The following is a 24,860-nucleotide window of genomic DNA, read 5'->3' as shown; positions in this document are numbered from 1 at the left end:
ATTGCGGGATTGCGAATTGCCGGGAAATGACGCAACGTCCGCCCGGCAATTCGCAACATCAGGGAGAATGACGATGAGCGACGCGGCGGCGCGGGAGAATTTCGGTTTCACGGCGACGGGCGAAAAAGTCGAACGCGTCACCATCTCGAAAGGCGGTTTGACGGCCAAGGTCATCACCTGGGGCGCCGTCATTCAGGATCTGCGCCTTGAAGGCCACCAGCCGCCGCTCGTGCTCGGCTTCGACAAGTTCGAGGACTACAAATATTCCTCCTATTTCGGTGCCACGCCCGGCCGCAACGCCAACCGCATCGGCGACGGGCGGTTCTCCATCGACGGGCGCGACTACCAGCTGGAGCTCAATGAAAAGGGCGTAACCCACCTGCATGGCGGCAGCGACGGCATGGGCAAGCGCAACTGGATGCTGATGGAACATGGCGAAAGCCACGCGGTTCTGCAGATCATCGATCCCGATGGCCGCGCTGGTTATCCCGGCAATTGCACGGTCACGGCCACCTATACGATCCTCGACGGCGGCGTGCTTTCGGTGGTCTATGAAACGGTGACCGACAAGCCGACCATCGCCAATGTCTGCCAGCATTCCTATTTCAATCTCGATGGCGCAGACACCGCGCTTGGGCATGAGATCAGCATCGCGGCTGATTTTTACCTGCCCACCAATGAAAAGCAGATACCGACGGGCGAAATCCGCTCCGTCGAAGGCACCGTCTTCGACCTGCGCCACCCGACACCGATGCGGCGCAAGGAGAATGGCGAGCAGGTTCTCTACGACCACAATTTCTGCCTGTCGCCCGAGCGCCGCGCAAAACGCAAGGTCGCCCGCGCCTATTCGCCGGCCTCCGATATCGCCCTTGAGGTTCACACCACCGAGCCCGGTGTGCAGTTTTATTCGGCCTTCAAACTGGACGTTCCGGTTCCCGGCCTCGATGGCCGTCACTACGGCCCCTTTGCCGGTTTCTGCCTGGAAACGCAGATTTGGCCGGACGCCGTTAACCACCCGGATTTTCCGCACGCTATCCTGCGGCCGGGTGAAACCCTGCGTCAGGAAACCGACTATATTTTCAAGAAGGGCTGACGCGGCGCGCCGGGGTCAATCCAGCACGCAGCCGACATAGCCGCCGGAGGCACGCGCGCGCCGCTCGATAAGGCCGGCAAGCCGTTGCAGCCCGCGTCCCGGCTTGCTGGCGACGCGGTCTATGGGATTAGGCAGCGAAACCGCCAGCAGCGCCGCCTGACGGGAGCTCAGTTTTGCGGCCGGCACCTTGAAATGGTGCTGGGCGGCAGCCTCGATTCCGTAAATGCCCGGTCCCCATTCGGCAACGTTGAGATAAATCTCCATCATCCGTTTTTTCGACCAGACGAAATCGGCGGCAATCGCCAGCGGCAATTCTAACCCCTTGCGCAAGAACGAACGGCCGTTCCATAAAAACAGGTTCTTGGCCGTCTGCATCGGAATGGTGCTTGCGCCACGGGTGGACGCCCCGTCGAGCGCGTTGCTGACCACGGACTGCATCTGGTTCCAGTCCACGCCGCCATGAAAACAGAATTGCCCGTCCTCAGACATCATCACGGATTGAACAAGGCGCGGCGAAATATCCTCAAGCGGCACCCAGCGCCGGTCATAACCCTGAAAGGTCACCAGATCGGCGAGCATCAGCGTCGAGACCGGACGGAAAAACGGCAGCGCATAGACTGGGATCAGCAGATAGGGCAGGATCAGCAAAGCCAGCAAGGTCATGATGATGCGCTTTGCCAACGTGCGAAAATCCACCTTCGGACTGCTCCGGTCTTCCGCCAGAACGGCGTAATCTGCGTCGCTTTCAGGCGTACTGCTCAATATTCGTCAAAGCCCCGCACCAATTGAAGCCTTTCATAGTCCATTGCCGCCTTCAAGGCGAGTCCGCTCAAATAGTTGGACCTCTGGAATCACGAAAAGGTTTGCCTGCATTCGCGCGGCATGCCAAAGAGCGCGGCATGGACGCTGCGATGACAAATTTCGAAACGAAGCTGCGCGAAAACGCGGCAAAAACCGAAGCCCTGCTTGGTCGCCTGCTTTCCGGCGAAGCCCGCGCGGATGAGATCACGCGCCCGCAAAACCTGCTCGACGCCATGCGCCATGGCGTATTGAACGGCGGTAAGCGCCTGCGACCCTTCCTCGTCATCGAAAGTGCCGCCCTTGCGGGCGGGAATGCCGAAGCCGCCCTTTATGTTGGCGCGGCATTGGAATGCCTCCATTGTTATTCGCTTGTTCATGACGATCTGCCGGCCATGGACGATGACGACCTGCGCCGCGGCCAGCCGACCGTGCATCGCAAATTCGATGAGGCGACAGCAATTCTCGCCGGCGACAGCCTGCTGACGCTTGCCTTCGATATCATCGCATCGGACGAAAATCCGCTTGCGGCCGAGCGCAAGGCCGCGCTCGTACTTTCGCTTGCCCGCGCGGCGGGCATCGGCGGTATGGCCGGCGGCCAGGCCCTCGATCTCGCTGCGGAGAAAAAAGCACCCGATGAAGCCGGCGTCATTACATTGCAGGCTATGAAAACCGGTGCACTGCTGCGTTTTGCCTGCGAAGCGGGCGCAATCATCGCCGGCAGCGATATTTCTGAAAGGCAAAGGCTGCGTCTCTTCGGCGAAAAGATCGGCCTCGCCTTCCAGCTTGCCGACGACCTTCTGGATTTGACGGCCGATGCCGCCACCATGGGCAAGGCAACCGGCAAGGACGCCGCGCGCGGCAAGGGAACGCTTGTGGCGCTGCGCGGCGAGGACTGGGCGCGCAGCCAGCTGCGGGAGCAAGTGGCGGAAGCCAGCGAACTGCTGGCCCCTTATGGCGAAAAGGCCGCGATTCTCATCGCGGCCGCCAGATTCATCGCTGAACGAAAGAGCTGAGCGGCTTCCACTCAGCTTTTCATCACCCAATCAGCCCTTGAGCGGCGAAATCAGCACTTCGACGCGACGGTTCTGAGCGCGGCCATCCGGCGTTGCATTCGAAGCGATCGGCTGCGACGGGCCGAAGCCGAGCGTCGAAATACGGCGCTGATCGACGCCGCGCGCGCCGAGATAATTGGCGACCGATGCGGCACGACGCTCCGAAAGACCCTGATTGTAACCGGCACTGCCGGTCGAATCGGTATGGCCGTTGATGTCGATGAGCGTGCGGTTGAACTTGTTCAGCACGATGGCGACGGAATCGAGCGTCTGATAGAATGGCGGGATGACCTGATCCTGGTCCGTCGCAAAGGTGATGTTCGACGGCATGTTGAGAACGATGCTGTCGCCACGGCGGGTAACCGAAACGCCGGTTCCCTGAAGCTGGGCGCGAAGCTCGGCTTCCTGGCCATCCATGTAATTACCGATGGCGCCGCCGGCGAGCGCGCCGATGCCCGCACCGATAAGCGCGGCATTACGGCGACCGGTCGGCGAACCGCCGACAGCCAGACCGCCCAGAGCACCGACCACGGCGCCGATGCCGGCGCCGCCCGCCGTGTTCGACATCTTCTGCTCACCCGTATAGGGATCGGTGGTGGTGCAGGCGGAAAGATAGGTCCCGCAAAGGGCGATGATCGCGATTTTTTTGATCATGTGTTTTGATGCTCCGAGAGGTTCAGGAGGTATGACAGTGGAATTCCGGCCTTTTCACGGTACTCTTTACTCCGCCGCATCTTTCCGGCCAAAACGCTTTTCGATGTAATCGATCACAAGCGCTTCAAAATCGGCGGCGATATTGGGACCACGCAGGGTCAGCGCTTTTTCACCGTCGATAAAAACGGGCGCTGCCGGGCTTTCGCCGGTTCCGGGCAGGGAAATGCCGATATCGGCATGTTTGCTTTCACCGGGGCCGTTGACGATACAGCCCATGACGGCAACGTTGAGCGCCTCGACACCCGGATATTTCTCACGCCAGATCGGCATGTTCTTGCGAATATCGTTCTGGATGTTCTGGGCAAGTTCCTGAAAGACGGTGGACGTGGTGCGCCCGCAGCCGGGACATGCCGCAACGACCGGAATGAACTGACGGAAACCCATGACCTGCAGCAGTTCCTGCGCCACCTGCACTTCGCGGGTGCGGTCGCCATTCGGCTCAGGCGTCAGCGAAACGCGGATCGTATCGCCAATGCCGTGCTGCAGCACATAACCCATGGCGGCGGATGAGGCGACGATGCCCTTGGAGCCCATGCCCGCTTCGGTGAGGCCGAGATGCAGGGCGTGGTCGGAGCGTTCCGACAGCATTGAATAAACGGCGATCAGGTCCTGCACCTGGCTGACCTTGGCCGACAGGATGATGCGGTTGCGCGGCAGGCCGATCTCTTCGGCAAGCTCGGCGGAAATCAGCGCCGACTGAACAATGGCCTCACGCGTGACCTGACGGGCGGAGAGAGGGAAGCCCTGCTCCTTGTTCTTGTCCATCAGCGTCGTCAGAAGTTCCTGATCGAGCGACCCCCAGTTGACGCCGATTCGCACCGGCTTGTCGTAGCGGATCGCCATTTCGACGATCTCGCCGAACTGCTTGTCCTTCTTGTCCTTGAAGCCGACATTGCCCGGATTGATGCGGTATTTCGCCAGCGCTTCGGCGCAGGCCGGATGATCGGCCAGAAGCTTGTGGCCGATATAATGGAAATCGCCGACAAGCGGCACATCAAGCCCAAGCCGCAGCAACCGCTCGCGGATTTTCGGCACGGCGGCCGCACTTTCGTCGCGGTCGACGGTGATGCGCACGATTTCCGAACCGGCCCGGAAGAGCGCCGCCACCTGTTGCACGGTGGCGTCGATATCCGCCGTATCGGTGTTGGTCATCGACTGCACGACGACGGGCGCGCCGCCACCGACAATGACACCGCCCACGTCTACGGCGACGGATGCGCGGCGGGGCTTGGGATCGTAATCGGCATGTGACGTCATGGCGGTCTCTGGAGCTTGCGGCAAGGTCTGGCAATTGAGGTGAAACAGGCAAGCCTGCTTGTCAACACCCAACGCATGAGAGCTTCTACTTTACCGCAATCATGGCAAAATTCGAGACGCCTATTCCTTGCCCGCGCCATCCGCATGGCGGGCGAGCCGCGAAAGCAGCAGAACCACCACATGCAAGAGCGGCAGGGCGATGAAGACGCTCGCAAGGCCGGTATGCTCGGCAATAAAGCCGATGGCGGACGGCGCCACCAGAATACCGGAATAGCCCATGGTGGTGACCACCGAGAGACCAATGCCGGGCGCCAGTCCCGGCATGTTGCCGGCGGCGGAAAAGGCAATGGGCACCATGTTGGAAATGCCGACGCCGGCAATCGCGAAGCCGATGATCGCGATAGTGGAATTTCCCGCAAGACCGGCAATCATAAGACCGATAATCGACATGGCCGAACAGAAGCGCAGGGTCGTCACGGCGCCGAAGCGGTCACGCACCAGATCGCCGGCAAACCGCATGGCCGCCATGGTCATGGAAAAAGCCGCGAAGGCGAAACCGGACTGCGACACCGAAGCACCGAGTTCATTGCGCAGATAAAGAGCGCCCCAGTCGAGGATAGCGCCTTCAGGAATCATCGAGAACAGCGCCATCAGGCCGATGATCCACGGCAGCGGCGTCAGCGGCAGGCCGCCTTTCGGGCGCTCTTCCTCCGGATGCGGACGATCCGCAAGGACGCGCGGCCACGCGATGACCAGCAGCACGAGCGCGATGACCGTCAGCGCAATGGCATGTCCCTGCACACCGATGGCCGTGATGAGATAACCGCCAAGACCGGCGCCGATCAGGCCGCCAAGGCTCCAGAAGGCGTGGCACGATGACATGATGGCGCGGCGCATATCCCGTTCCACCGCTACCGCATTGGCGTTCATGGCGACATCCATCGCCCCCGTCAGCCCGCCGAACAGAAACACCGCAATCACCCCGGCCCACACCGTGCCCGCCCAGGAAATGAAAAGCAGAGTCGGCAAAAAGATCGCCGCTGTGACGAGACTGACCGTACGCGAACCGAAACGGGCGATCTGCGAACCGGCAATCGGCATGAAAACCAGCGAACCGATGCCGAAGACCAGAATGATCAGGCCGAGCGCGCTCTCACTGAGGGACAGGCGCGCCGCAAATTCCGGAATCTTGGGCGCCCATGACCCCATCATGAAACCGTTCATCAAGAACAGCAGGGAAACGCCCAGCCTGTGCCGCGTCAGATAGGACGAGCGTATGCCTGTCGGCGAAAATGTCGTGGGGCCATTCATCGGCAATATCCTTCAGACTTGACCATGAGAAAACTGAACGGCGTCATCTTCGCCGCAATAAACCTGTACGCCCTTTGCCGACAGCGCCTCGACGAATGCGCGGTCGGCATCGAGTTCCAGCACGAGGGAAAGAGGTGGAGAAAAATCATGCACATGGAAAGCTGCCCTGTGGCCGAGCTTTTCCTTGGTGATGGCGGCGACAATCCGCTGGCTGGCGCTGCAGGCAAGCCGCTTGAACACCGCATCCTCGAAAACATCCGCCGACAGACCCGTCTCGGCCGCAACGCCGCAGACACCGAGAATGCAGAGATCGGGCCGCATCAGTTCGAGCTGCCGAAGCGCCATGGCGTCGATCGCAGCACCTACGGCCGGATCGACCTTGCCGCCGATCAGCACCAGATCGCTATCGGCCCGCCCCGTCAGTTCAGCGGCAATGGCGGGCGTATTCGTCACCACCGTCAGGTTGAGCCCGGCCGGAAGCGCCCTTGCAATGGCGAGATTGGTGGAACCGGCATCGATGAAGACGACCATGCCCGGCTCGAGAAGCGGGACAGCGGCGCGCGCCAGCAGGGCCTTGCGGTCCGCATCCTCGGCGATCCGCGTTTTCAGCGGCACCGTTTTGCTGTCGGAAAGCAACGCTCCGCCATAAACGCGCAGGCATTCGCCCCGGGCTGCCATCTCACGCAGGTCGCGGCGCACGGTGTCTTCGGAAACGCCGAAATTCTGCGCGAGATCCTGCGCCAGCACCCGGCCGCTTTGCCGTAACTGCGCAAGGATGAGCGCCTGCCGCTCGCTGACAAAATGATCGCTCATCGAAACCCATGCATAAACCGGAATAAACGTGCACGAACATGCATATTCGAGTTTTCACGGCTACGCAACAAAAAACGCCCGCCGGAGAGGCGGGCGTCTGACACTGCATCGATGATCGGATACGGCTTTATTCCCCGTAAGCGATCAGCAGATCCTTCGCATCGATCTGATCGCCGGGGCGCACCAGAACTTCGGCGATCTTGCCGTCGCGTTCGGCGTGAAGCGCGGTTTCCATCTTCATGGCCTCGATGGAAAGCAGCACGTCGCCGGCCTTGACCTCCTGGCCCTGGTTGACGAAGACGCGGCTGATCACGCCCGGCATCGGCGCGCCGATATGGACGGCATTGCCAGGTTCGGCCTTGCGGCGCACGGCGGAGCCGGAAGCGCCATGGGCACGATCCGGCACCTTGATGCGGCGGGGCTGGCCGTTGATCTCGAAGAATACCGTCACCATGCCCTTGTCATCCGTGCCGGACGAGGCCTGATTGACGATGACCAGCGTCTTGCCGCGTTCGATATCGGCAAACAGTTCTTCGCCATCCTCCATGCCGTAGAAATAGGCATGGGTGGGCAGCACTGACACAGGGCCATAGGTCTCGGCTGTCAGCGCGAAATCCGTGAACACCTTCGGATACATCAGATAGGACGCGAACTCGAAATCGTCGACCTTGCGCTCCAGCTTGGTCTCGATCACTTTCCGTTCGGCATCGAGATCAGCATCTTCCAGCAACGAACCCGGACGAACCGTATAGGGCGCTTCGCCCTTCAGCGCCTTTTTCTGCAGGGCTGCCGGCCAGCCGCCGGGCGACTGCCCAAGATCGCCCTTCAGCATCGACACCACCGATTCCGGGAAAGACACTTCACGATCAGGGTTTTCAACGTCGGCCACCGTCAGATCCTGACTGACCATCATCAGCGCCATATCACCGACGACCTTGGAGGACGGCGTCACCTTGACGATATCGCCGAACATGCGGTTGGCGTCGGCATAGGCCTGCGCCACCTCGTGCCAGCGGCTTTCGAGACCCAGCGAACGCGCCTGTTCCTTGAGGTTGGTGAACTGGCCGCCAGGCATTTCATGCAGATAGACTTCCGAGGCCGGTCCCTTGAGATCGCTCTCGAAGGCGGCATACTGGTTGCGCACGGCCTCCCAGTAGAAGGAAATGCGGCGGATCCATTCGGTATCGAGACCCGTATCGCGTTCCGACCCCGCCAGCGCCTCCACGATCGAGCCAAGGCATGGCTGCGACGTATTGCCGGAGAAGGCATCCATTGCGGCATCGACGGCATCGACACCGGCATCCACGGCCGCAAGAACGGTCGCGGCGGAAATGCCCGAGGTATCGTGGGTGTGGAAATGGATCGGCAAACCGGTCGCCTCACGCAGCGCCTTGAACAGAACCCTGGCGGCGGCCGGTTTCAACAGGCCCGCCATGTCCTTGACGGCGATGATATGAGCCCCGGCCTTTTCAAGCTCGGCGGCAAGGTTGGTATAATATTTGAGATCGTATTTCGGACGCGCCGAATTCAACAGATCGCCGGTATAGCAGATGGTCGCCTCGCAGAGCTTGTTCTCCTCGGCAATCGCATCCATCGAGACGCGCATATTCTCCACCCAGTTCAGGCAGTCGAAGACGCGGAAAAGATCGACCCCGCCCTTTGCAGCCTGACGGACGAAATATTTGACGACATTGTCCGGATAATTCTTGTATCCGACGCCGTTCGCGCCGCGCAGAAGCATCTGCAGCAGCAGGTTCGGCGCGCCTTCGCGGATCAGCGCAAGACGCTCCCATGGGTCTTCCGTCAGGAAGCGCATGGAAACGTCGAACGTCGCCCCGCCCCAGCATTCCAGCGAGAGAAGCTGCGGCAGCGCCTTGGCGTAAACGCTGGCGACTCGGGCGATATCATGGGTGCGAACGCGGGTGGCCAGCAGCGACTGGTGCCCGTCGCGCATGGTCGTATCGGTAACCAGAACGCGTTTTTCATTGCGCATCCAGTCCGCAAAGCTCTTCGGGCCAAGCCTGTCCAGCAACTGCTTGGTGCCATCGGGCGTCGGCGCATCGATATAAGGCACGACGGGCTTTGCCGCTTTTTCGGACGGCCTGGCGCGACCCTTGGTTTCCGGGTGGCCGTTGACGGTCACGTCGGCAAGATAGGTCAGGAGCTTGGTGGCGCGGTCCTGACGCTTGACCTGCGCAAACAGTTCCGGCGTCGAATCGATGAAGCGGGTCGTATAGGTGTTGTTGCGGAAACTGTCGTGACCGATGATGGCTTCGAGGAAGGTGAGGTTGGTCGCGACGCCGCGAATACGGAATTCGCGCAGCGCGCGGTCCATGCGGTTGATCGCCTCATCCGGTTGCGGCGCCCAGGCCGTTACCTTGACGAGCAGCGGATCGTAATAGCGGGTGATGACAGCGCCGGTATAGGAAGTGCCGCCATCCAGACGGATGCCGAAGCCAGAGGCGGAACGGTAGGCGGTGATACGGCCGTAATCCGGAATGAAGTTATGTTCCGGGTCTTCAGTGGTGATACGGCACTGCAGCGCATGGCCGTTGAGACGGATATCCTCCTGGCGCGGCACGCCGGATTCCGCAGTGCCGATGGCAGCGCCTTCGAGAATATGGATCTGCGCCTTGACGATATCGATACCGGTAACGACTTCGGTGACGGTATGCTCCACCTGGATGCGCGGATTGACCTCGATGAAGTAGAATTTGCCGGTATCGGCATCCATCAGATATTCGACCGTGCCGGCGCCGATATAGCTGGTGGCGGCGGCGATCTTCAGGGAGTAGGCCGCAAGTTCCTGACGCTGCGCTTCGGTGAGATAGGGCGCGGGTGCACGCTCGACCACCTTTTGATTGCGGCGCTGGATCGAACAATCACGCTCGAACAGATGCACGACATTGCCATGCGTATCGCCGAGAATCTGGCTTTCGACGTGGCGAGCACGCTCGACCAGCTTTTCCAGATAGACCTCATCCTTGCCGAAGGCGGCTTTCGCCTCGCGCTTGGCTTCCGTCACCTCTCGGGCAAGATCCTCTCTTCTCCGGATGGCGCGCATGCCTCGTCCGCCGCCGCCCCAGGAGGCTTTCAGCATGACCGGATAGCCGATTTCCTCGGCCATGCGCTCCACTTCCGCCATATCGTCGGGCAGCGGATCGGTAGCGGGAACAACGGGGACGTTGACCGAGATCGCCAGATTGCGCGCAGCCACCTTGTTGCCGAGCTGGCGCATGGTATCTGCCGTCGGTCCGATGAAGGTGATGCCGGCCTTGTTGCAGGCCTCCACGAATTCAGGGCTTTCAGACAGAAGACCGTAACCGGGATGGATCGCGTCCGCTCCGGAGAGCTTGGCTACGCGAATGACCTCCTCGATCGAAAGATAGCTCTCGATCGGTCCCATATCCTTGGCGAGATGCGGCCCCCTGCCGACCTGATAGGATTCGTCCGCCTTGAAGCGGTGCAAAGACAGCTTGTCCTCTTCCGCCCAAATCGCAACGGTTTTAATCCCAAGCTCGTTCGCTGCCCGGAAAACACGGATCGCAATTTCGGATCGGTTGGCAACAAGTATTTTCGATATTTTCAAGACGGTCTCCCCACACGCCAAAACAAAATTTCTGCTGCACTGCGGAATTAAGCAGCAAAACCCGGTCTTGGAAAGGGCAATTCCGGCGAGAACTGTCCTGTTTGCGCTAGCTCAGCAAACCATGACGAAAAGCAAGTGCCACTGTATGCTGCCGGTTCTTTGCGCTGAAACGGCGCTGAATTCCGTTGATATACCAATCGACCGTGTGGTTGGAGATCGATAGTTGGCGTCCAATTTCGGTGGAGGTCATGCCGTCCGCCATCAGCGTCAGCACCTCCATTTCGCGCCTCGTAAGCTCGAGAGCGGAAACGTCAGGAGCATTGCTGAAGCCGTGGGACTGACCGGAAAGATCGAGCAGGCGCCAGAATACGGCACGCGTGGCCGCATCCAGAAGTTCCACCTGCAAAGAGGGCAATTGCCGATCCTGACCGCCAATGAAGACCGCACCGATGAAGCCCGCGCGGCCATGCACGGGGAAGGCGTAACCACCCTGCAGACCGTACCGGCCGGCATCGTGGAAAAAGACGCTCGCCCTTTTGCGATGCATCGCACGTGGTAGGCCGTCCAGCGCTTCCTTCCACTGAAACGGCTTGTGCACCATGCCGATCACCTTGCGGACGGGATCGACGAGATTGTATTTCTTGGCCCTGTAGACCTCCAGCCAGCCTTCGGGCAGATGTTGCGCAAGGATGTGTCCGGTGGAGGCGAGCTCCCCGGTCATCCGCCTGCTGACAAGAAAATAGTCGAAACCGTATTCGCGAATGAGCGTTGCAAATTCGGAACGAACGCGGTCGGCGCTTCCCGTCTGGTAACACGCAGAGATGAAGTGAAGAATATCATGCATAAAGACACGGGGTCCGGAGCTTGGCTTGAAGGGAATGACACGAAGGACGTGGTCCCGCGATGACGTCATGTTACTCGGGCGCCGGTCGGTTGAGATTGAACATATCGTCGTTAGCAATCCCTGAAACGAAGATGCGAAATCTTGTGACGGCAGTCCCCGGGAAACATCGGGTTCGGTTTTTTTCGGTTCGCACGCGCGGTCAATCTGTTAAGCCGCCATTCAGACAGAAAGAGCGATAATTACACAAATTTCGCCGTCTCATGCAACCTTGCTAAAATAACTTGCCTTGAGACCGAACAAACAACCGCTCGAAAAAGACGCTCGGACTGGATTGAAAATTTGACCTTGTTTCAGGTTTACACACGCGCTCTGCGCTATCTGACCGTACATAAATGGCGGGTGACGGTGGTCGTCATCGCCAACGTCATTCTTGCAGCGATCACCATCGCCGAACCGGTGCTGTTCGGCCGGATCATCGACGCCATCTCTTCCGGCACCAACGTCACGCCCATTCTCATTCTTTGGGCGGGTTTCGGTGTCTTCAACACTGTCGCTTATGTGGCTGTCGCCCGCGAGGCGGACCGGCTGGCCCATGGCCGGCGCGCTTCGCTGCTGACGGAAGCCTTCGGGCGCATCATCTCCATGCCGCTTTCCTGGCACCATCAGCGCGGCACATCCAATGCCCTCCACACGCTGCTGCGCGCCAGCGAAACGCTGTTCGGCCTCTGGCTCGAATTCATGCGCACGCATCTGGCCACCTTCGTCGCACTGGTGCTGCTCGTCCCGACCGCCATGTCCATGGACCTGCGCCTCAGCTTCGTGCTGATCGGCCTCGGTATCGTCTACTGGTTCATCGGCAAGTGGGTGATGGGCCGCACCAAGGACGGCCAGGCTTCGGTCGAAGAACACTATCACAGCGTTTTTGCCCATGTCAGCGATTCCATCAGCAACGTCTCGGTGCTGCACAGCTACAACCGCATCGAGGCCGAAACGAAGGCGCTGAAATCTTTCACCGAAAAGCTGCTGAGCGCGCAATATCCGGTGCTCGACTGGTGGGCCTTTGCAAGTGCTTTGAACCGCACGGCCTCCACCGTTTCGATGATGATCATCCTCGTCATCGGCACCGTGCTGGTGAAGAACGGCGAGTTGCGCGTCGGCGATGTCATCGCCTTCATCGGTTTCGCTAATCTCCTGATCGGCCGTCTGGACCAGATGCGCCAATTCGTGACGCAGATTTTCGAAGCCCGCGCCAAGCTCGAGGATTTCTTCGTGCTGGAAGATTCCGTCAAGGAACGGGAAGAGCCGGGCGATGCGCGCGAATTGTCGAATGTCTCCGGCACCGTGGAGTTCCGCAACATCAATTTCGGTTTCGCCAACACCAAGCAGGGCGTTCACGACGTTTCGTTCACGGCCAAGGCCGGCGAGACAGTCGCGATCGTCGGACCGACAGGTGCCGGCAAGACCACGCTCATCAATCTCCTGCAGCGGGTCTACGATCCCGATTCCGGCCAGATTCTGATCGATGGGACCGATATTTCGACGGTGACGAAAAATTCGCTCCGCAACTCCATCGCCACGGTGTTTCAGGATGCCGGCCTGCTGAACCGCTCCATTCGCGAAAACATCCGCCTCGGCCGTGAATCGGCCACCGATGCGGAAGTGGTGGAAGCAGCGGCAGCAGCGGCGGCGACGGATTTCATCGATAGCCGCATCAACGGCTATCTGACCCAGGTGGGTGAACGCGGCAACCGCCTGTCCGGCGGCGAACGCCAGCGCATCGCCATTGCCCGCGCCATACTGAAGAACGCTCCCATTCTGGTTCTGGACGAAGCGACCAGCGCGCTCGACGTGGAAACGGAAGCCCGCGTGAAGGCCGCCGTGGATGCGCTGAGAAAGAACCGTACAACCTTCATCATCGCCCACCGCCTTTCCACGGTTCGCGACGCCGATCTCGTGCTGTTCCTCGATCAGGGCCGGATCATCGAAAAGGGTACTTTCGATGAGCTGAGCCAGCGCGGCGGACGCTTTACCTCGCTGCTGCGCACCAGCGGCCTGCTGACGGAAGACGAAAACCAGCAGCCCCGGCCAAAGGCCATTGCCTCCTGAGGGTCTGGCTGACGGAATGAAGACAGGGCGGACAGCATGTTGTCCGCCCTTTTTCTTTGTGCGCTTCCCGACGGCCCCGCCAGATCACAGGTCGCCTATTGGAGAATTCCGGTCAGGGAACTTGCCAGCCAGAAATCGATCTGCCCGAAGGGGAGGACATTTCCCAGAAAGGACAATGCCTGCTGCGAGATTGGTCAGGAAAACTCCGAGCACCACGCCAAGCATTACTCCGACGCTCGTTTTCCGTGGGTAACGCGCCAGCCAACACGACAACGACAGGGAAAGAATGGCGAGCAACGCCAACAGTGCAAGTTCTGTGAAAGATGCGCTGAATTGCAAGATAACTCCCTTCCGATCGACCGACTATTCGCGACGGCTGCTTTTCTCGAAAAGATTGACGAGACAGTCCGCACCGGACGATCCGGCACCGCGCCATCAAAACCTTCGCCAATATGACCCTATCCCGGTGCTGCGGGAGCTTCCAGCCGACGCTGCGAACTAGGTCCGGGCTTCCGTGCCATGATCCGACCCACAGACTGAGTCGGAGGCCAGGGTAGCCCCATAAAGATTCAGGCCCCCGCGTTACCACGGGAGCCTGAGTTTAAAGGCGAACGGAAACCTGATCGTCTCAGTCGAAGGGGATCACCCGATCACCTGCCGACAGGGCCTTACCATCGACGGAAACGGAGACTTCCGCCGTATCGGCCTTGCGGCTTACGACGATATCCCTGGCCCTGCCGTCGAGCGTGATCTTCACCGAGAAGCCGCTCCAGTCCTCCGGCAGCGACGGCGAAATATGCAGCTTGCCGTCGGTGCGGGTGATGCCGAGAATACCCTCGACAGCAGCGCGGTAGAGCCACCCGGCGGAACCCGTGTACCAGCTCCAGCCGCCACGGCCTGCATAAGCGCCTTCACCGTAGACATCCGCAGTCACCACATAGGGTTCGACCCGATAGGTTTCCGATGCTGCCGTATCGAGCGCGTGATTGACGGGGTTAAGCAACTTGAAGCAGTTCCATGCCTCCTGCGCCCGACCCTGCTTCGCAAGGGCAAGAACCACCCAGGTCGCCGCATGGGTATATTGTCCGCCGTTTTCGCGCACACCCGGCGGATATCCCTTGATGTAACCCGGATCATGCGGCGCACGCGAGAAGGGCGGCGTGAACAGCCGGATAATGCCAGTCTGCTCATCGACCAGATGCTCCATGACGGCATCCATTGCCTGCCGCGACCGAGCCTCTTCGCCTTCGCCGGAGAGAACGCTCCAGCTCTGGCCGAGCGAATCGATCCGGCATTCCTCGCTTTCGGCGGAACCGAGCGGCGTGCCGTCATCGAAATAACCGCGCCGGTAGTAGCTGCCATCCCAACCAGCTGTTTCCAGCGCATTGCGCAGCTTTTCCCGGTGCGCCGCCCATTTGCCGACGCGGTCGGTATCGCCACGCTTTTCCGCAATCTCGATGAAATCGCGCAACGCTCCGGACAGGAACCAGCCGAGCCAGACGCTGGTGCCCTTGCCGCCCACGCCGACACGGTTCATGCCGTCGTTCCAGTCGCCGCCGAGGATCAGCGGCAGGCCATTTTCGCCAGTGCGATGAATGGCAAGATCGAGCGCCAGCGCCGCATGCTCGTAAAGCGTGGCGGATCTGTCGCTAGTTTCCGGCTGGAAGAAAGCGTCATGCTGGCCGGGCATCAATGCCGCCCCCTTCAGGAAGGGGATGCTTTCATCGAGGATGGCAGCATCGCCCGTGGCCGAGACATATTGGTTGATCGCATAAGCGAGCCAGACCACATCGTCCGAAATGGTGGTACGAACACCGGCGCCCGTCAGCGGCAGCCACCAGTGCTGCACATCGCCTTCCGGGAACTGGCGGCCTGCCGCACGCAGGATCTGCTTGCGGGCGAGATCCGGCTGGTAGAGCAGGAAGGCCAGAGTATCCTGCAACTGGTCGCGGAAGCCGAAAGCACCGCTCGACTGGTAGAAGGCAGTACGCGCCAGAATGCGGCATGCCAGCGCCTGATAGGGCAGCCAGTTGTTGACCATGTGGTTGAAGCCGGAATCAGGCGTGGAAACCTGCAACTGGCCGGTAAAGCCCGTCCAGAACGCCTTGCTCTCATCCAGCACCGTCTGGAAGTCCGCCTTACGAACATCCTTCACCAGCGCCTCGGCCTCTTCCGCATTGTCGGCATCGCCGAGAATGAAGGTCATGTGCCGTTCTTCGCCGGGCTTTAGGTGGATTTCCTGCATCAGCGCGGCACAGGGATCGCCGTCGACCTCCGTGCTGCCGCTGAGTGCGGCACCTGACACGATGCCCTGCGGCGCCTGCGCCGACCCAAAGCGGCCGATGAATTCCCGGCGACTGGTCGTGAAGCCGCTCGCTTCGCTGTCGAGCGTCAGGAAGGCCGTGCGGGCGCTATAGTCGATGCTGTAGGGGTTCGACGCGAAGATCGCATTGTTGCCGGCATCATGCCTGCTCAGAATGAACGGCGCAGATTTCTGGCCGTTATTGCCGAGCACCCATTCCACATAGGCATAGACCTTCAGACGGCGGCTTTTCGAGCCCTTGTTGCGAACGATGACCTGCGAGAGTTTGACCGGTTTTTCACGGTCCACGGTCTGCGTCAGCTCCACCTCAAGCGTATCGGCCACGCCCGTCAGCACGGAGTACCCGAGACCATGGCGGGTTTCGAACATGGCTTCGGGATCGCGCGAAAGCGCGGCGCAGGGCGTATAGAGCTTTCCTGTCTCCACATCGGCGACATAGAAGGCCTCACCCGGCCGGTTGATGACCGGATCGTTGCTCCAGGGCGTCAGCTGATAGTCGCGCGAATTGCGGCTCCAGCTGAAACCGGCGCCTTCGGCCGAAATATGGAAGCCGAAATTCTCGTTCGAGATGACGTTGATCCATGGATGCGGCGTGGACTGCCCGCCATTGAGGCGCACGACATATTCCTGACCGCTTCTGGCAAAACCGCCGAAACCGTTCCAGAAATCGAGGTCGCCCGCATCTTCCACCGGCTCCGCCACAGGGAAGACCGGAACAGGCAGACGGGCCTGTGCTGCGTCGCTCGTGCCGTCGGGGCCGCGATGGGCCGCAAACAGCGATACCGCACGGTTGATCTGGTCGACGATCTTGCCGTTGCGCACGTGGAGAACGACGCGGGAAGCGGCGAGAAGCGCGCTCCAGGTTTCTTCATCCATCAGGTCGCGGCGCACCGAGAAGACGTGCGGACGTCCGCCATCGGCGGGATTGATGCGGCGCTGCGCCTCGGAAATATGATCGAGTGCATGCTGCATGTCCTGCGCATAGGACGCAGCCCGTTCGTTGACGATGACGAGATCGAAGATCACACCGCGTGAACGCAGATATTCATGGGCGCTCAGCGCTTCACGGGCGATATCCATGTCCATATCGTCGTTGATGCGCAGGCTGAAGATCGGGAAATCGCCCGAAATCGCAAGCGGCCACAAGGCGCGCTGCGACGCGAGACCCGTTTTCAGCGTTTCCGAATCCGCACGCAGATGCATGTCCGGATAGGTCAGATAACGGCCGAGATGCTGGAAGGCGGCCGCCTGCTGCGAGGTGACGCCCACATGGCGCATCTGCACCTGCGTACGCGTCCAGGCATGCACCAGTTCATGCGCGAAGGCGTCCGGATGACGATAACGGTCGATTGCCTTGTCGACTTCCTCGCGGCTCGGCGCGGCAATCGTCCAGAAGATCACGCTCACCTTCTTGCCCGCCGGCACCCGCACGGTGCGGCGCAGCGACAGGATCGGATCAAGCGTGAAGCCGTCGGTGCTGGAAAGCGTCGCACCGGCATCGAAAGCCGCCGCTTCGCGCAGCGAGCGTCCGCGGCCGATGAACTTGGCGCGATCCGTCTCGAATTCCGTCGGGCGAGACGGGCCGGCATTGTCAGCCGCCAGGTGCGCGATGACGGTGCCGGGTTCGTTCGGGCTGCGGCGGTTGCGCCAGGCGCGGATAACGTCGCCGCGGCGGCCGATCTCCGTCTGCACGAACATGCGCGAGAACAGCGGATGGGCATTGTCGTCATCCTCCGACGCAATGACCGGCTCCAAATAGGAGGTCACTTCGATATAGCGATCCTCGGAACCGACATTGAGCAGAGTGACGCGGCGGCCTTCGGCATCGTGCTCGGTGGCGACGATGCATTCGACAACGCTTTGCAGATCGCCGGTGGTCTTGTGGAACTCGGCCTTGTCATCGGTGAAGATCGTCTTGGTCTTTTCACCTTCGATGACACGCGGCTCGGCCGTCGCACTCCACCATTGTCCATTGGTGGTGTCGCGCAGGAAGATGAAGGTGCCCCAGCGGTCGTCGGTCGGGTCGGCCTTCCAGCGGGAAATGGCCTGGCCGTTCCACTTCGAATAACCGGCACCCGTCGAGGTGAGCATGGTCGAGTAGTGGCCATTCGAGAGGAACACCACTTCGCGGTCGCGCGCGGCCGGGTCGGTGATGGAACGAACTTCCGCACGCAACAAGTCCGCCTGTTCCTTGCCGGGGGTTTCCGGCTCGTATTTGGCGCTCATGACCGGCACTTCGCGCGGCGCCTTTTCCTGCAGCAGCAGTTCTGCCGCCTCGATCACCGGATCGGAGTGGAAGAGTTCGCGCAGCACGCCGTCAAAGGCGACGTTGGCGACGGCCGCAATCGACATGCCGTGGTGGTGTGCATAATAATTGTAGACCACCGCGCAGACCTTGCCATCCGGCACACGTGTCGGCGTGAAATCCACCGCGTCATGGAAACCGTACTGGCCGAGAGCGCCAAGCTTGCGCAGCTTGTCGAGGTTCTCAAGCGCACCATCGGGATCATACTGGCTGGCGAGGATCGATGCGTAAGGTGCGATCACCGCATTCTGGCCAAGGCCACGCTTGAGGCCAAGCGTCGGCACACCGAAGTTGGTGTACTGGTAGTTCATGTTGTGATCGCGGGCGTTGAACGCCGCTTCGGAAATGCCCCATGGCGTGCCGAGACGACGGCCGTGGTTCATCTGTTCCTTGACGATCAGATTATTGGTCTGGTTGAGGATGCCACCCTGACGCTCCTGCATGACGAGCGGCGGCATCAGATATTCGAACATCGAGCCGGACCAGGAGACCAGCGCACCCTGCGCACCAATCGGCACGACCTGGCGGCCGAGGCGGTACCAGTGCTCGGTCGGCAGATCGCCCTTGGCGATGGCGAAGAGGCTGGTCAGGCGGCATTCGGAAGCCAGAAGGTCGTAGCAAGCCTCGTCCAACTCCTTGCTTTCGACGCGGTAGCCAATCGACAGAAGACGGCGATCCTTGCGGTAAAGGAAGGTGAAATCCATCGAGAAGGCGAGGTTACGGCTACGGTCGCGCAGCGATGCGAGGCGCTGGCGCAGCGGCTCCATATTGGTGAGGTCGATGGCGCTGTCTGAAATATGCGCCTCGCAGCAATCGACGAGCAATTGCGCCCAGCGCGTCACTTCCGCGCTCTGCGCGGATTTCACCTCGTGATCGACGTTGGTTGCGAGTTTCTGGATATCGCGCGCAAGAACCGCGAGATTGATGACGCGGATCGAGGCGAATTCATGCTCGCGCTTGACGGAGGCCAGAGCGTTCGAGAAGCCGATGATGCGCTCCTCGAGGCGGCGATGCAGCGGGCGCAGGTTCTTGCGGTCGTCGGGCAGCGCCTTCAGCGTTTCGCGCAGAATGCCGGCAAGATCGCCGATACCGTCCAGATTACCCTGAAGATGCGCGGACGGCGCTTCTGCCCAATCACGGCAGGCAGACGAAACCGCAATAAGGTGACCGGCGAGGTTGCCGCTATCGACCGCCGAAACATAGCGCGGTCCAAGCGTCTGCAACGTGTCGGTGTGATACCAGTTGTAGAGATGGCCACGATATTTTTCCATCTTCTCGACAGTCTGGATCGTGTTCTCGATCCGCTCCAGCGTATCGGCAAAGCTGATCCAGCCGAACTGACGCGCCGAGATGACGGAGAGCAGATAGACGCCGATATTGGTCGGCGAGGTACGCGAAGCAACGATCGGTTCCGGCGTTTCCTGGAAGTTGTCCGGCGGCAGGTGGTTTTCCTGCGGCGTCACGAAGGCCTCGTAATAACGCCAGGTGCGACGCGCGATCTTGCGAAGCTCGAAGGAGACGTGTTCCGAAACGAACAGCCGGTCTTCGGTTTCAGCCGACTGGCTGACATACCAGGCAACGGCGGGGGACAGAACCCAGAGCAGCGTGAATGGAATGCCGATCAGGAAAGCGTTGTCGCCCGGCAACGCCGCAAACAGCAGGCCAAGCATCGCCACCACGGGCGCATGCCACATCTGGCGATAATAATCGACGATGCTGCCCTGCGCGCTCGACTGCATGCTGGCGGCGGTACGCCATTCCAGCATCAGCTTGTGGCTGACGAGCAGGCGGTAAAGCGAACGGGCAATCGCATCCGTCATCATGCAGGCGGCATCGGCGATGAAGACGATGCGCAACGCAACCTGCGCATTGGTGGCGCGGATTTCCGACCAGATGGTATGGAAATGCGCCTGCGGCACGATATCGGTGGAGCGCGGCACGAGACCGGACAGCAGGGAAAGCGTGGGCGCGACGAACAGCGAGAAGATCAGCAGGATCTGCCAGATCAACGCACCGAGCGGATCCATGAAATACCAGCCGAGGATCGAGGCGAAGAACCAGGCGATCGGCGTCAGCGAGCGACGCAGATTGTCGACCATCTTCCAGCGGCCGATGGCGGTAACGCCACGGGCACGATCGAGGATAAAGGGCAGAAGCTGCCAGTCGCCACGCGCCCAGCGATGCTGGCGCGACACTTCCACCTCATAACGGGTCGGGAAGTCCTCCACCAGTTCCACATCGGTCACCAGCGCACAGCGCGCAAAGGAGCCTTCGAGCAGATCGTGACTGAGGATGGAGTTTTCCTCGATGCGGCCCTTCAGCGCCGCCTCGAAGGCATCCACATCGTAAAGGCCCTTGCCGGTAAAGGTACCTTCGGAGGTCAGGTCCTGATAGACGTCGGAAACGGTAAAGACGTAAGGATCGATACCGCGGTTGATCGAGAAAACGCGCTGGAAGACAGAGGCATCCTTGCCGGTCGTCAGCGAAGGTGTCACCCGCGGCTGCAGCAGACCGTAGCCTTCGACAACCCGTCCGGATACCGGATCGATCACCGGGCGATTGATCGGGTGGTGCATCTTGCCGACGAGCTTGGTCACCGCATCGCGCATCAGGCGCGTATCGGCATCCAGTGTCATGACGTATTTCACGCCCTCCGGCACGACGTTCGCGCCGCCGAGGAAGGTCGTATCCTTGTCGCCGCGCAGCAGCATGTTCAGTTCATGCAGCTTGCCGCGCTTGCGCTCCCAGCCCATCCAGCAGCCTTCGGCCGGATTGTAGAGGCGGCGGCGGTGCAGCAGGTAAAAGCGCGTCTTGCCATCAAAGGCATAACGGCTGTTCAGCGCCGCAAGCTCGCGCTTGGCATAATCGAGAATCTCGAGGTCATCGTCGGACTGCTCGTATTGCGCGTCGCGCCAGTCGCTCACCAGCGAGAAGTAGATCTCGCCATGCGGATTGGCGAGATAATGCACTTCGATATTGCGCATCATCTCGTCGACACTGTCGCGGCTGGTCAGCATGCAGGGCACGGCGACCAATGTGCGGGCGTCCTGCGGAATGCCGTTCTTGAACTCGTATCCGACCAGCCGGAACGGTTTCACGAAGAAGGTGACGAGGGTGTTGAAGAGGCCGGTCGCGCCTTCGGATGCCGGCAATGCGAACATCAGCAGGAAGGCGGTCACGACATACCAGGGCATGCCCGCCTGCGCCAGGAACCAGCCGACAGCGAGCATGGCGAGCGCGGTGATGAGAAGGACCGGCGCGGCGATTGCCAGCCAGTTGAACTTGCGCATCGAGCGCACGATACGCTGCGACACCAGCGGCCGGTAACCCAAAGCCTTTTCAAGCTCGAAGCGGCGCTGGCCGACGAGCACGGAGCCGACATTGACGCGATGGGTTTCATCCGCACCCGCCGGCGTCTCCGAACGCGCCATTTCGACGGCGGCGCGCGCAACCTCGACTTCGGTCTTGGGAGAACGGCGCGCCAGAAGTTCGATCGTGTTGCGGTAGGTGTTGCGCGAACCGAAATCGAGAACCTCGTAGTCGGTCTCTTCGCGCAGAACCTTGTCGATGTGGCTGACTTCCTCGAACCACACCGACCATTCGGTATCGTCAATTTCGCGCAGGCTCTTGACGATGTTGCCCATCGTCACATTGCCGGATGCCAGGCGATTATGTTCCGACATCATGACGTTTTCGGCATCGGTGCCGGCAGCATGAAGACGCTCTTCAAGCCACGCAACCGCCAAACCGGAGGTCTGTGAGCCATTGCGGAGACGATAAAGGAACTGCGTCGCGAAAGTCGGATCGTCAACCAGCGAATCGACCTGCTTGAGAAGCGCGGCCGACGCCTCGGCATCGTTCAGACGGATGATTTCATCAACGACCTCATTCGCCTTCTGGCGCATGCGGCGCGAACGCTCCACACGAATGGAGATGCGGCGGAGATTTTCGATGAGGACGAAACGGATGATCGACGGCAAAGCCCACAATTCGCCGATCTGCAGCGTCTTCGAGGTCTGGTAGCCATCCACCAGCGCCGTCATGTTTTCGCGCGAAACCGTGCTGTGGGTATGGGCGACATAAAGCCAGCCGAGCGCCATGACCCGCGGGATCGTCACGCCGCCTACCGTCATCGTCGGTAGCTGGCGGTAGAACTTGCGCGGAAAATCCCGGCGGACTTCCTGGATCGCCTCTTCGATGACGTAGTGATTGTCGAGCAGCCATTCCGCCGCCGGCGTTATCGTCGCGCCATTTTCCGCATCGACGGCCGTGGTACGATAGACCCTGAGGATTTCCTTCTCGTTCTCGCGATGACGCTCGAAGAAATCGAACTCCATGAAGCCGGGAAGACTGTCGGCGCCATCGCGCGAAAGCGCGGCGCCCGCATCATGCAGTTCCTCCACCGTCATATAGGACGCGCGGATCGAATCGTTGTGATCGATCTGCTTCGTCTCGGAATCACGGGCGGCGGCGGTCGGGGTAATATGAAATGACATCGGGCTCGTATTCTGAACTTTATGGAAACTTGTTCGACTTGACCGGCATTTCGTCCGTGGCGGGAACACACACGAAAATCGGGCAACGCTATATTTATGACTTATCCTGAACCTTCGGTGAACCGGACCGGACGCTGTGCGGAATGGATGGTCAAGTGCGGAACATCCGCAGGCGTGTCATGCTGCAGCGTCATTATTCCGGAATATCTGCGAAGCTGGAGAGCGGCGCGGACAGGGCTTTTTTGATGAGGGAAAGAAAATCGCGTCGTTCGGCTCGGCAATGCCGTTCCGACCGGATTTCGCACCCTCCCCGATGGCGAAAACTGTTCGCGCAACGTCCGATAATCCCCCGTTGACAACCTGAAGGGCAACACGAACCGAAAGGCCCGCGCTACATCCGAAAGAAGCTAATGCCCCAGGACGTCAATAGTTCCATGCCACCTGTGGCGGCACGATGCAAGCGCTGAATTTCGGGGCATTTCCGGGCAGGCTACGCCCCTTACGCATGGCTGCATATGCTGCTATGTCATTTGCAAAAGGCGCCGGAAAAAACGGCCGAACCCGGGACTTTAAAAATGACCAGACAGACCGCAAATCTCGCATCCTTTGCCAACCATATGCCGGATGTGGTGGCCATTCGCCGCCACCTGCACCGCAACCCCGAAATCGGCCTTTCGGAGTTCAAAACGTCGGATTTTATTGCCGAACAGTTGGCGGCAATGGGTTATGAGGTTACGCGGGGACTGGCCGGAACCGGTGTCGTCGCCACACTCCGCAATGGCGACAGCACCCGCACGCTCGGCATCCGCGCCGATATCGACGCCCTGCCGATCCATGAAGAAACCGGTGCGGATTATGCGAGCGCCAATCAGGGCGTGATGCATGCTTGCGGCCATGACGGCCACACCGCCATGCTGCTTGGCGCGGCGAAGATCATTGCGGAGCGCAAAAATTTCGACGGAACCCTGCATCTGATCTTCCAGCCGGCGGAAGAGAATTTCGGCGGCGCCCGCATCATGATCGAGGACGGGCTGTTCGAACGTTTTCCCTGCGATGCGGTTTTTGCCCTTCACAACGATCCCGGCGTGCCCTTCGGGCAATTCGTGCTGCGCGACGGGCCGATCCTCGCCGCCGTCGACGAGTGCAAGATTACCGTCAACGGTTACGGCGGCCACGGCGCCGAACCGCAGGATGCGGCGGATCCCATCGTGGCCGGCGCAAGCATCGTCATGGCGCTGCAAACCGTGGTGTCCCGCAACATCCATCCGCAACTATCGGCAGTCGTCACCGTTGGCGCGTTCCATGCCGGTGCTGCCAGCAATGTCATTCCCGAAACGGCGGAAATGCTGCTGACCATCCGCTCCTTCGATCCGGGCGTGCGCGACGAGCTGGAAAAGCGCATCCGGGCGATAGCCGAAGGCCAGGCGGCCAGCTACGGCATGAGCGTCACCATCGATTACGAGCGCGGTTACAATGCAACCGTCAACCACAAGGCGGAAACGGACTATGTCGCCGATCTCGCCCGGCGTTTTGCCGGGCCTGAAAAGGTAGCCGAGATGCAGCGCCCATCGATGGGTGCGGAAGACTTCGCCTATATGCTGGAGAAACGGCCAGGCTGTTATTTCTTCCTCGGCACCGCGCGCACCGATAACGACCCGCCGCTGCACCATCCGAAATTCGATTTCAACGACGATATCCTGCCGATCGGAACCGCTTTCTGGGTTGACTTGGCGGAAGATTACCTGAAGGCGTGAGCGGTCATGAAAAAGGCCGGTCGGAGGAGCGACCGGCCTTTTATTCTCAAATTACCTGATGAGAAAATCGGGAGGATCAGGGAACGAGACCGAAGATGACGGCGGCGACAAAAGCCACGCAGACGCCGACAAGAGCCGCATGAACCGAATCTTTCCAGTTGCGCGGCGACTGGGGCTGCGAGACAAAGTCTTTTACTTTTCCTGCCTTGGAATAAGACATTGTACACTCCCTTCCTGCTCGGCCCTTCAAAGCGGGCATTGCTTATTTCACTCATAGAATAGCTTTATTCCCCACTGTTTCAGTAGAGATAAAATTCCATAAGATTGGCGCATCGGGAAAAATACCGATTGCGACTTGCCCACCGGCAAGCATCAATCTACCCATTGCTAGGGATCAACGCG

14 protein-coding genes are annotated in these 24,860 nt (G+C 60.4%); 5 read left to right on the top strand and 9 right to left on the bottom strand.

What is annotated here, in order from left to right:
* Positions 1 to 73 precede the first annotated feature (73 nt).
* On the top strand, positions 74 to 1,093 hold the full coding sequence (locus ACQZ40_RS03870; protein ID WP_448747432.1) for an aldose epimerase family protein: 1,020 nt from the start codon (positions 74 to 76) through the stop codon (positions 1,091 to 1,093).
* A gap of 15 nt (positions 1,094 to 1,108) precedes the next feature.
* Here ACQZ40_RS03870 and mtgA read toward each other — a convergent pair whose 3' ends face one another.
* Positions 1,109 to 1,855, bottom strand: a complete 747-nt coding sequence (gene mtgA / locus ACQZ40_RS03865) for a monofunctional biosynthetic peptidoglycan transglycosylase (protein WP_020010807.1) — start codon at positions 1,853 to 1,855, stop codon at positions 1,109 to 1,111.
* Positions 1,856 to 1,992: 137 nt separating this feature from the next.
* Between mtgA and ACQZ40_RS03860 the strand changes: the two genes are divergently transcribed.
* Complete coding sequence (locus tag ACQZ40_RS03860) at positions 1,993 to 2,907, top strand: polyprenyl synthetase family protein (RefSeq protein ID WP_448740374.1); 915 nt, start codon at positions 1,993 to 1,995, stop codon at positions 2,905 to 2,907.
* A 30-nt stretch (positions 2,908 to 2,937) separates the two neighbouring features.
* Here the strand turns inward: ACQZ40_RS03860 and ACQZ40_RS03855 are convergent, their stop codons facing one another.
* The 6 genes from ACQZ40_RS03855 to ACQZ40_RS03830 form a co-directional block, all read right to left on the bottom strand.
* Positions 2,938 to 3,600, bottom strand: a complete 663-nt coding sequence (locus ACQZ40_RS03855; protein WP_448747431.1) for an OmpA family protein — start codon at positions 3,598 to 3,600, stop codon at positions 2,938 to 2,940.
* Positions 3,601 to 3,666: 66 nt separating this feature from the next.
* Positions 3,667 to 4,917 (bottom strand): flavodoxin-dependent (E)-4-hydroxy-3-methylbut-2-enyl-diphosphate synthase, encoded by a 1,251-nt coding sequence (gene ispG, locus ACQZ40_RS03850; RefSeq protein ID WP_020010805.1) that lies wholly within the window; start codon positions 4,915 to 4,917, stop codon positions 3,667 to 3,669.
* A gap of 120 nt (positions 4,918 to 5,037) precedes the next feature.
* The gene (locus tag ACQZ40_RS03845) at positions 5,038 to 6,228 is read right to left on the bottom strand and encodes an MFS transporter (RefSeq protein ID WP_433822586.1); all 1,191 of its coding nucleotides are present in this window, start codon (positions 6,226 to 6,228) and stop codon (positions 5,038 to 5,040) included.
* 12 nt (positions 6,229 to 6,240) lie between these two features.
* Positions 6,241 to 7,041, bottom strand: a complete 801-nt coding sequence (locus ACQZ40_RS03840; RefSeq protein WP_448747430.1) for a DeoR/GlpR family DNA-binding transcription regulator — start codon at positions 7,039 to 7,041, stop codon at positions 6,241 to 6,243.
* A gap of 127 nt (positions 7,042 to 7,168) precedes the next feature.
* Entirely contained in the window at positions 7,169 to 10,630 is a 3,462-nt protein-coding gene (gene pyc / locus ACQZ40_RS03835; RefSeq protein WP_433822588.1) for a pyruvate carboxylase, read from the bottom strand.
* Between the two features lie 106 nt (positions 10,631 to 10,736).
* Positions 10,737 to 11,474 (bottom strand): helix-turn-helix transcriptional regulator, encoded by a 738-nt coding sequence (locus tag ACQZ40_RS03830; RefSeq protein WP_065656899.1) that lies wholly within the window; start codon positions 11,472 to 11,474, stop codon positions 10,737 to 10,739.
* Between the two features lie 339 nt (positions 11,475 to 11,813).
* Here ACQZ40_RS03830 and ACQZ40_RS03825 point away from each other — a divergent pair, with 339 nt between their 5' ends.
* Together ACQZ40_RS03825 and ACQZ40_RS03820 are read left to right on the top strand one after the other, a co-directional pair.
* Positions 11,814 to 13,580 (top strand): glucan ABC transporter ATP-binding protein/ permease, encoded by a 1,767-nt coding sequence (locus ACQZ40_RS03825; protein WP_003520317.1) that lies wholly within the window; start codon positions 11,814 to 11,816, stop codon positions 13,578 to 13,580.
* 36 nt (positions 13,581 to 13,616) lie between these two features.
* Positions 13,617 to 14,036 carry a hypothetical protein gene (locus ACQZ40_RS03820; protein WP_448747429.1) on the top strand — a complete coding sequence of 140 codons (420 nt, stop codon included), beginning with the start codon at positions 13,617 to 13,619 and terminating at the stop codon, positions 14,034 to 14,036.
* Positions 14,037 to 14,208: 172 nt separating this feature from the next.
* On the opposite strand, the gene ACQZ40_RS03815 is transcribed toward ACQZ40_RS03820, so the two are convergent.
* Positions 14,209 to 22,704: a GH36-type glycosyl hydrolase domain-containing protein gene (locus tag ACQZ40_RS03815; RefSeq protein ID WP_448747428.1), complete on the bottom strand. Its 8,496-nt coding sequence runs from the start codon at positions 22,702 to 22,704 to the stop codon at positions 14,209 to 14,211.
* 575 nt (positions 22,705 to 23,279) lie between these two features.
* Here ACQZ40_RS03815 and ACQZ40_RS03810 point away from each other — a divergent pair.
* Complete coding sequence (locus ACQZ40_RS03810; protein ID WP_174014369.1) at positions 23,280 to 24,458, top strand: M20 aminoacylase family protein; 1,179 nt, start codon at positions 23,280 to 23,282, stop codon at positions 24,456 to 24,458.
* Between the two features lie 76 nt (positions 24,459 to 24,534).
* Here the strand turns inward: ACQZ40_RS03810 and ACQZ40_RS03805 are convergent, their stop codons facing one another.
* Positions 24,535 to 24,678: a hypothetical protein gene (locus ACQZ40_RS03805; RefSeq protein WP_003505150.1), complete on the bottom strand. Its 144-nt coding sequence runs from the start codon at positions 24,676 to 24,678 to the stop codon at positions 24,535 to 24,537.
* Positions 24,679 to 24,860 lie beyond the last annotated feature (182 nt).

The organism is Agrobacterium sp. 16-172Ci (assembly GCF_053522725.1).
The sequence above is the reverse complement of the archived record's forward strand: the minus strand, read 5'-3'. Positions and strand labels throughout refer to the sequence as shown.

Coding starts and splice junctions, on each gene's coding strand:
- ACQZ40_RS03860 (WP_448740374.1), top strand. CDS start 1,993: ATGGACGCTGCGATGACAAATTTCGAAACGAAGCTGCGCGAAAACGCG.
- ACQZ40_RS03870 (WP_448747432.1), top strand. CDS start 74: ATGAGCGACGCGGCGGCGCGGGAGAATTTCGGTTTCACGGCGACGGGC.
- ACQZ40_RS03845 (WP_433822586.1), bottom strand. CDS start 6,228: ATGAATGGCCCCACGACATTTTCGCCGACAGGCATACGCTCGTCCTAT.
- ACQZ40_RS03840 (WP_448747430.1), bottom strand. CDS start 7,041: ATGAGCGATCATTTTGTCAGCGAGCGGCAGGCGCTCATCCTTGCGCAG.
- ACQZ40_RS03855 (WP_448747431.1), bottom strand. CDS start 3,600: ATGATCAAAAAAATCGCGATCATCGCCCTTTGCGGGACCTATCTTTCC.
- ACQZ40_RS03830 (WP_065656899.1), bottom strand. CDS start 11,474: ATGCATGATATTCTTCACTTCATCTCTGCGTGTTACCAGACGGGAAGC.
- ACQZ40_RS03810 (WP_174014369.1), top strand. CDS start 23,280: ATGACCAGACAGACCGCAAATCTCGCATCCTTTGCCAACCATATGCCG.
- ACQZ40_RS03820 (WP_448747429.1), top strand. CDS start 13,617: ATGTTGTCCGCCCTTTTTCTTTGTGCGCTTCCCGACGGCCCCGCCAGA.
- ispG (WP_020010805.1), bottom strand. CDS start 4,917: ATGACGTCACATGCCGATTACGATCCCAAGCCCCGCCGCGCATCCGTC.
- ACQZ40_RS03815 (WP_448747428.1), bottom strand. CDS start 22,704: ATGTCATTTCATATTACCCCGACCGCCGCCGCCCGTGATTCCGAGACG.
- ACQZ40_RS03805 (WP_003505150.1), bottom strand. CDS start 24,678: ATGTCTTATTCCAAGGCAGGAAAAGTAAAAGACTTTGTCTCGCAGCCC.